Below are 6,881 nucleotides of genomic sequence, written 5' to 3'. Positions count from 1 at the left end.
CCTCCAAGTCCTTTATCAATCCAATTCTCACCGTCGGGATTAATAGCGGTTCCATCAGCAAAATAAACATTATCCATAGTGTAAAACGGATTTTTTGGATTTTTTGGCACTCCTAAATTATCAAAAGTAAAATCTGTGAATAAAGCATATTTTATGGCAGGGTCAGTGTCAGTGCCACTCGGATGACATAATGCACATTTTCCCTTATCGTTAAACAGCTCCATACCCCATTCTTCCTCTTCAGTAAATTCATCCATTGCAATATCAAATTTTGAGCTAAATGAATTAACCTCGGAAGATCCTTCAAAAGCAGCAATTGACAAACCAACACGATCATAATTTTCCTCAATTTCTTCATTGGTTGAATACTGAATCTTTTTACCCCACACTTCTTTCCATAACTCAGCATATTTAGATTTGGCAATTTGTTTTAATACTTCTGCTTTTCCTATATTATTCTGTTCAACAAAATTTAAAAAAGGGCCCAATGCCTGCTCTGCAGCAGGATTTCCCAATCGTTCACCAGTGGCTCTCCCATCCCAAAAGTTACCCCCTTCAAATGTTTCTCCATCTTCATCTAAATGAAATATTGGGCTAAAGGTTGCGTAAGCAGCACTAGGCGGTTTGCGATTTCCAAATCGATGAGGGTCTGCACCACGGTATACAGCACCATTAATATTTATACCAGGTAATGCACCTGTATACCCAACCGATGGAGAGTGACAATTTGCGCATGCCATCCAATCTGGTGCTGAAATTTTATCAAAGAAAATATTCTTTCCCAATTGTTCAATAGGTAATAAACCTGAAATTGGGGCCTTAGACAACATTAAAGATTCAATTTTTTCATAAGATGATATTTCGTTGGAGCAGGAGAAAGACAAACCTCCTAATAACATAAATATCATTATTGTGTAAAATACTTTTAGCCTTTTCATAATTATATTATTTTTTAATTAAACAATAAATTCCTATTTAAAAATACGTTAACTGGTACCCAATTAAAATGAGGGATATCATTTTAAAAATGAAATTATAATATGAATTTTAAGTATCAATTAGCTTGATTATGAAAAAATTTGAAATCCAAACCCAATTAAAAAATAAAGGCATCAAAAATCAGTTATTGCTTGATGCTTTTGAAAATATTCCCACAACATTTTTTTTATCAAAAGAACTTTATCCTTATACTTTTGAGAACACAACAATGGAAGATGAACTCGTTAAAGTAGAGCCAAGGATTTTTGCAGTCGCCAAAATGCTGGAAAATTTAAAAATTAAAAATGGCGATAAAATTTTGGCAATTGGTCTTGACTCAGTTTATGTAATGGCTATTCTTTCAAGAATTTGCAAAGAAGTTTATACTGTTGAAGAGAATGACGCTTACGCTGAGTGGGCATTGGAAGTACTGAAAAACATAAACATTACCAATGTTTTTATTGCTGTTGGCGACAAAAATAAAGGTTGGAAAGAAAATGAGCCGTTTGACGCTATTTTAATAACATCAGAATTTGAAGAAGTTTCAACACACTTAAAAAAACAGTTAAAAATAGGCGGACGGTTATTGGTTCCCATAGGTCCGGATTGGGCTCACATTATATTTGAAATAATTGAAAGGGTTTCTGAAACCGACTTCAATGTTAAAAAATTAAAGGATAATTTCTTTATACCAAACCCTAAAATATTGCCCGAAATAAGATCAGAGGATTTCCCGGAAAAAGAAATTGTTGATGAGATTTCAATAAAAGCACAAACATTTAAAGGCATTAAAGAATTTCCAATGGACAATCTTCTGGAAAGAATTGGCGATGCCCAATTAGTTTTATTGGGTGAAGCATCCCACGGAACTTCCGAATTTTATTTAACACGCCAGGAAATCACCAAGGCGTTAATTGCAAAAAAAGGGTTTAATTTTGTTTGTGCCGAAGCAGATTGGTCTGATGCCGAGAAAATAAACAGCTATATAAGAAATCAGCAAACCCAAAAAGATTGGGCGCCATTTATGCGTTTTCCGCAATGGATGTGGAAAAATAAAGAGGTGCTTAGTTTTGTAGAGTGGCTGAAGGAATTCAATTCACAAAATAATAACAAAACCGGATTTTACGGATTAGATTTATACGGATTGGAAAATTCCATAGATTTGGTTATCAATTATTTAGAAGGTATTGATGCCGATTTGGCGAATTTGGCAAAAAGCAGGTATTCCTGCATTACGCCTTATATGACAGATCCTGCAGCATATGGTAAAATGGTTGTGAGCCACCAACTCGAAAGTTGCGAAAAAGAGGTTTTAAAAATGCTTGTTGATTTGCTTAAAAATAAAAACAAGCTAAACCATTCCCCTGAATATTTTTATGCCTACCAAAATGCAAATGTGGTTGTTGATGCCGAAAGATATTATAAAGCGATGTATTATGGAAGTGCGGAATCATGGAACTTGCGTGATTTTCATATGTTTTATACGCTAAAATCGCTGTTGTCGTATTTTGGACCACAAACCAAAGCTATTGTTTGGGCACACAATTCCCATATTGGAAATGCATTGGCAACAGAAATGTATTCAAGAGGAGAAATAAATATCGGACATTTGTGCAAAGAGCATTTTGGGGACAAATCGTACCACATTGGTTTTGGTACGCACACCGGCACTGTTGCCGCAGCCCACAATTGGGGAAATGCTATGAAGGTAATGAAAGTGAATAATTCCTTGCAAAAAAGTTATGAAAACCTTTGCCATAAAACACAAATAAACTCGTTTGCCTTGCCGTTGCGCGAACAATTTGCCGGCAAAAAACTAAGGAAATTACTAAGCACTCCAAAACTTGAACGTGCAATAGGGGTAATTTACAGACCAGAAACAGAGCGTCAAAGCCATTATTTTCAGGCAGTATTGCCTTCTCAATTTGATGAATATATATTTTATGATGAATCAAACGCCGTAACTCCAATTACGCTCACGAACGTAATTCCGAAACTGTTGGAAAATCATCCGTTTGCTTTACTAGACATATAGGTTGAATAGTATCTTGTGGAATCACAAATTTAGAAAAGTTAAATAATTTTCTTAATAAAATAATCCCTGCAGTTATAGTTTTTCCATCCTTTGTTTAACCCTGTCAATCACTTTTTGAACTATTTTTTCATCAGTTGACAAGGTCTTTGCTATTTCAGATATCCCTTGATTGCCGAATACAAACAATTCAATAATGGTTTTGCTTATTGGAGGTAACGTATAAAACGATGCTCCAAACAAAATTCTGTTTCGGTCTGAAAATAATGAAGCATCACTTAAGTCCAATTTGCCGGTCAATTCCAATTCCATTGGCTGATCTAAAATAAAATGAGAAGGATTAAAATTGTTTTGTTTGTAGGAAATATCATCCAGCTCCTCATCAAATACATAATCTCCATCAGCTTCAACTGAATAATCCTCTTTTAATAAATTCATTTCATCTTTTAAAATAGTATCAATATTTATATTATCGGCGAATTGATTTTCCTTCTCTATTTTATCATTTATTATTTGTATGGTTTTAAAAAAAAGGGTTTGATGCAACTGTTTTTCATCTGTATTATTGGTATAGGTTTTAAAAACTTCCATAAACACTTCATCTAAAATCCCGTTTGCATCATAAAAACCTTTATCAATTAACCCTTCTTTTTCGGCAAGTTTTAATTTTGCAGTCGCAAACTTTTTCAAACTGTCAATTGCTGTTGCACTTTTTTTATAAAATTCCTGAAAATCATTTTCTTTATTGAGATGTTGTAATTCTTTAATTTTCATGGCTTAAGAATTAATGGTTTTTAATATTTATTTCCTTTTTAAATCTAAACTTCCCCTTATAAAGTTAAAGCAGCAGATTTAAACTTTAAATGATTAATATCAAGTTAGGGATGTAATTTAAAAGCATTAATTTATTGGAAAGAAATTAATAAAATGCATCTTAATGGATGGTTAATATTGGTTCTTTTAATATTATTTTCAATTCTTATTCATCTTTCTGTGCCGTAAAATTGATATAAATCATTTTATACCCTGTAAAACAACAATAACTTTATATTGGCAAAAATCCTTCAACTGATGATAACATCATTACAAATAGGAAATACCCTTAAAAGCTTTTTTACTGAAATTGGCGAGATGTCCTATTTTGCAGGACGTTTTTTTAAAGAGTTGTTTACAAAACCGTTTGAGTTTAAAGAGCTTTTGAGGCAATGTTACAATATGGGCAATCGTTCACTATTTTTGGTGGGCATAACCGGTTTTATTTTAGGGTTGGTATTTACGCTTCAATCCAGGCCAACTTTGATGGAGTTTGGAGCACAATCCTGGATGCCATCTATGGTGAGTATTTCAATAGTGAGAGAAATTGGCCCGGTGATTATTGCGCTGATTTGTGCAGGTAAAATAAGTTCAGGAATTGGCGCGGAATTGGGCTCCATGCGTGTGACCGAACAAATTGATGCTATGGAAGTTTCCGGCACAAATCCGTTTAAATATTTGGTAGTTACGCGCATTATGGCGGCAACATTAATGATTCCTTTGCTTATCATTTTTGGAGATGCTATTGCCTTATTTGGTTCCGCACTGGTAGAAAATTTAAAAGGAGATGTTTCCTTTCAACTCTATTTTAATAAGGTTTTTAATGCCATTGAATTTTCAGACATTCTTCCGGCCACAGTAAAATCATTTTTCTTTGGCTTCGCCATTGGTTTGGTTGGTAGTTTTAAAGGATATAATTGTTCAAAAGGCACTGTTGGCGTAGGAGAAGCCTCAAATTCAGCCGTAGTTTATACCTCTATGCTCTTATTTATAATCGACTTTATCGCCGTTTTTGTTACAGATATTTTCTTTGAACTTTAGGTATGGATAAAACAAAAAACATAGAACCCATTTTAAGAATTAAAGATTTAAAGAAAAGCTTTGGCGACAATCACGTGCTAAACGGATTTTCTTTGGAATTGTTTGAAGGTGAAAATTTGGTGTTAATGGGGAAATCCGGTTCCGGAAAATCTGTAATGATTAAATGTTTGGTTGGCATAATGCTGCCCGACGAAGGATCTATTGAAATTATGGGAAAGGATATTACAAAACTGACACAAAAGGAATTCAATGATTTGCGAACAGAATTAGGGTTCCTTTTTCAGGGAAGTGCCCTATACGACTCAATGACTGTTCAGGAAAATTTAGAATTTCCTATGCGCCAGCAACACAAAACAGAAGAAGAATCCCTTAAATTGGTTCTCGAAGCTCTGGAAAGTGTTGGACTAACAGAAGCCATAGATTTAATGCCTGAAGAACTTTCCGGCGGAATGAAAAGAAGGATTGCATTGGCTAGGGCGATTATTCTAAAACCAAAAATAATTATTTATGATGAACCAACAACAGGTCTTGACCCTATAACGGCAAAAGAAATTATACAGCTAATGCGCAATATTCAGCAAAATTATAAAACCTCATCGCTTATTATTACGCATGATGTGGACTGCGCCAGAGTAATTTCAAACAGAATGATTTTATTGATTGACGGAATTAATTATGCTGAAGGAACTTTTGAGGAATTGTCCACTAATAAAGACAAAAAAATTCAGGCATTTTTTAAATAGCAACTAATTATGAAAACATCAAATACACAAAAATTTAGTCTTGGATTGTTTATTTTTATAACTACAATTATTTTAGTTATTGCCCTTTATCTTATTGGCAACAAGCAAAATCTTTTTGGCCATACCTTTAGGGCAAGTGCCGTATTTAATAACGTAAATGGCTTAATATTAGGAAATAACGTACGTTATTCCGGCATAAATATCGGTACCGTGAAAAATATTGTGATGATTAATGACAGCACCATTTGCGTTGATATGGTTATTGAAGACAAAATGCTTAAACATATGAAGAAAAATGCCGTTGCTGCTATTGGTTCAGATGGCTTGGTTGGTAGCATGGTGATAAATATTGTGCCAGGGAAAGAGGATTCTGTAGCTTTAAAACCTGGAGACACCATTAGTTCATACAATAAAACATCAACCACAGATATGCTTGAAACATTAAATACCACCAATGACAATGCAGCCAAGTTAACTTCAGATTTATTGAAGATTACCAATAAAATTAACCAGGGAGAAGGAACACTTGGTATGTTAATTACAGATGATGGATTGGCATCCAATTTAAAAGAAACCGTTGTGAATTTAAAAAATTCAAGCGCAAACGCTTCATCAACTATCAGGGAATTAAAAAACATAATTTCAGCAATCAATTATGATGAAAGTTTGGCTGCGGTTTTATTAAGTGACAGTATTTCCGCAAATAAAATGAAATCAATTATTGTTAATTTAGAAGAATCGAGCAGCGGCATTGATTCTGTCATTACCAATTTAAACGATGTAGTTCTTCAAGTTAAAAATGGAAAAGGCACTCTAAATTATATGGTCAGCGATACAATTTTGGTTGACAATATTGATGAAACAATGAAAAATATTAAGGAAGGAAGCGTTCGTTTAAACGAAAATCTGGAAGCCTTAAAACACAACTTTCTTTTTAGAGGCTATTTTAGAAAACTGGAAAGACAACAACGTAAAGAAGCTGAAAATAAAAATTAATAATTGGCATTAAAACTAATAGTTGCAATTGATATATATCATTTCAACCGTTTTGACTTCTTTTTAAATTAGAGTTATTAAATGCTACGATTATGAAAAAAACAGTTTTTTTTACGCTTGCTCTTTTGTTTTCCTTTACTTTATCATTAGAAAGTTGCGGACCTGTAGTGGTCACTTCAAGAATAGGAACCCCACCACCACCATGGTTTTATCCTAATAGGGCTGAAGTGGTGCGCTATATCTATTTTCCGGAACATGAAGTTTATTATGATTTTTCT

At 33.7% G+C, this 6,881-nt stretch carries 6 protein-coding genes and 1 pseudogene; 5 read left to right on the top strand and 2 right to left on the bottom strand.

Features of this window, described 5'->3' with window-relative positions; translation table 11 throughout:
• On the bottom strand, positions 1-938 hold a 938-nt coding region (locus ABY285_RS11905; protein WP_372770344.1), incomplete at its 3' end, for a cytochrome-c peroxidase.
• Between the two features lie 131 nt (positions 939-1,069).
• Between ABY285_RS11905 and ABY285_RS11900 the strand changes: the two genes are divergently transcribed.
• Positions 1,070-3,013 carry an erythromycin esterase family protein gene (locus tag ABY285_RS11900; protein WP_372770342.1) on the top strand — a complete coding sequence of 648 codons (1,944 nt, stop codon included), beginning with the start codon at positions 1,070-1,072 and terminating at the stop codon, positions 3,011-3,013.
• A gap of 72 nt (positions 3,014-3,085) precedes the next feature.
• Here the strand turns inward: ABY285_RS11900 and ABY285_RS11895 are convergent, their stop codons facing one another.
• Entirely contained in the window at positions 3,086-3,784 is a 699-nt protein-coding gene (locus ABY285_RS11895; RefSeq protein ID WP_372770340.1) for a hypothetical protein, read from the bottom strand.
• Positions 3,785-4,081: 297 nt separating this feature from the next.
• Between ABY285_RS11895 and ABY285_RS11890 the strand changes: the two genes are divergently transcribed.
• The 4 genes and pseudogenes from ABY285_RS11890 to ABY285_RS11875 all read left to right on the top strand — a co-directional run.
• Positions 4,082-4,864: an MlaE family ABC transporter permease gene (locus ABY285_RS11890; protein ID WP_372770338.1), complete on the top strand. Its 783-nt coding sequence runs from the start codon at positions 4,082-4,084 to the stop codon at positions 4,862-4,864.
• Between the two features lie 2 nt (positions 4,865-4,866).
• Complete coding sequence (locus ABY285_RS11885; protein WP_372770336.1) at positions 4,867-5,607, top strand: ABC transporter ATP-binding protein; 741 nt, start codon at positions 4,867-4,869, stop codon at positions 5,605-5,607.
• Positions 5,608-5,616: 9 nt separating this feature from the next.
• Positions 5,617-6,603 carry an MlaD family protein gene (locus ABY285_RS11880; RefSeq protein WP_372770334.1) on the top strand — a complete coding sequence of 329 codons (987 nt, stop codon included), beginning with the start codon at positions 5,617-5,619 and terminating at the stop codon, positions 6,601-6,603.
• 92 nt (positions 6,604-6,695) lie between these two features.
• Positions 6,696-6,881: pseudogene (locus tag ABY285_RS11875) on the top strand (hypothetical protein); the annotation flags it as partial.

It is taken from the genome of Lutibacter sp., from assembly GCF_041555395.1.
Lineage (GTDB): Bacteria > Bacteroidota > Bacteroidia > Flavobacteriales > Flavobacteriaceae > Lutibacter.
The sequence above is the reverse complement of the archived record's forward strand: the minus strand, read 5'-3'. Positions and strand labels throughout refer to the sequence as shown.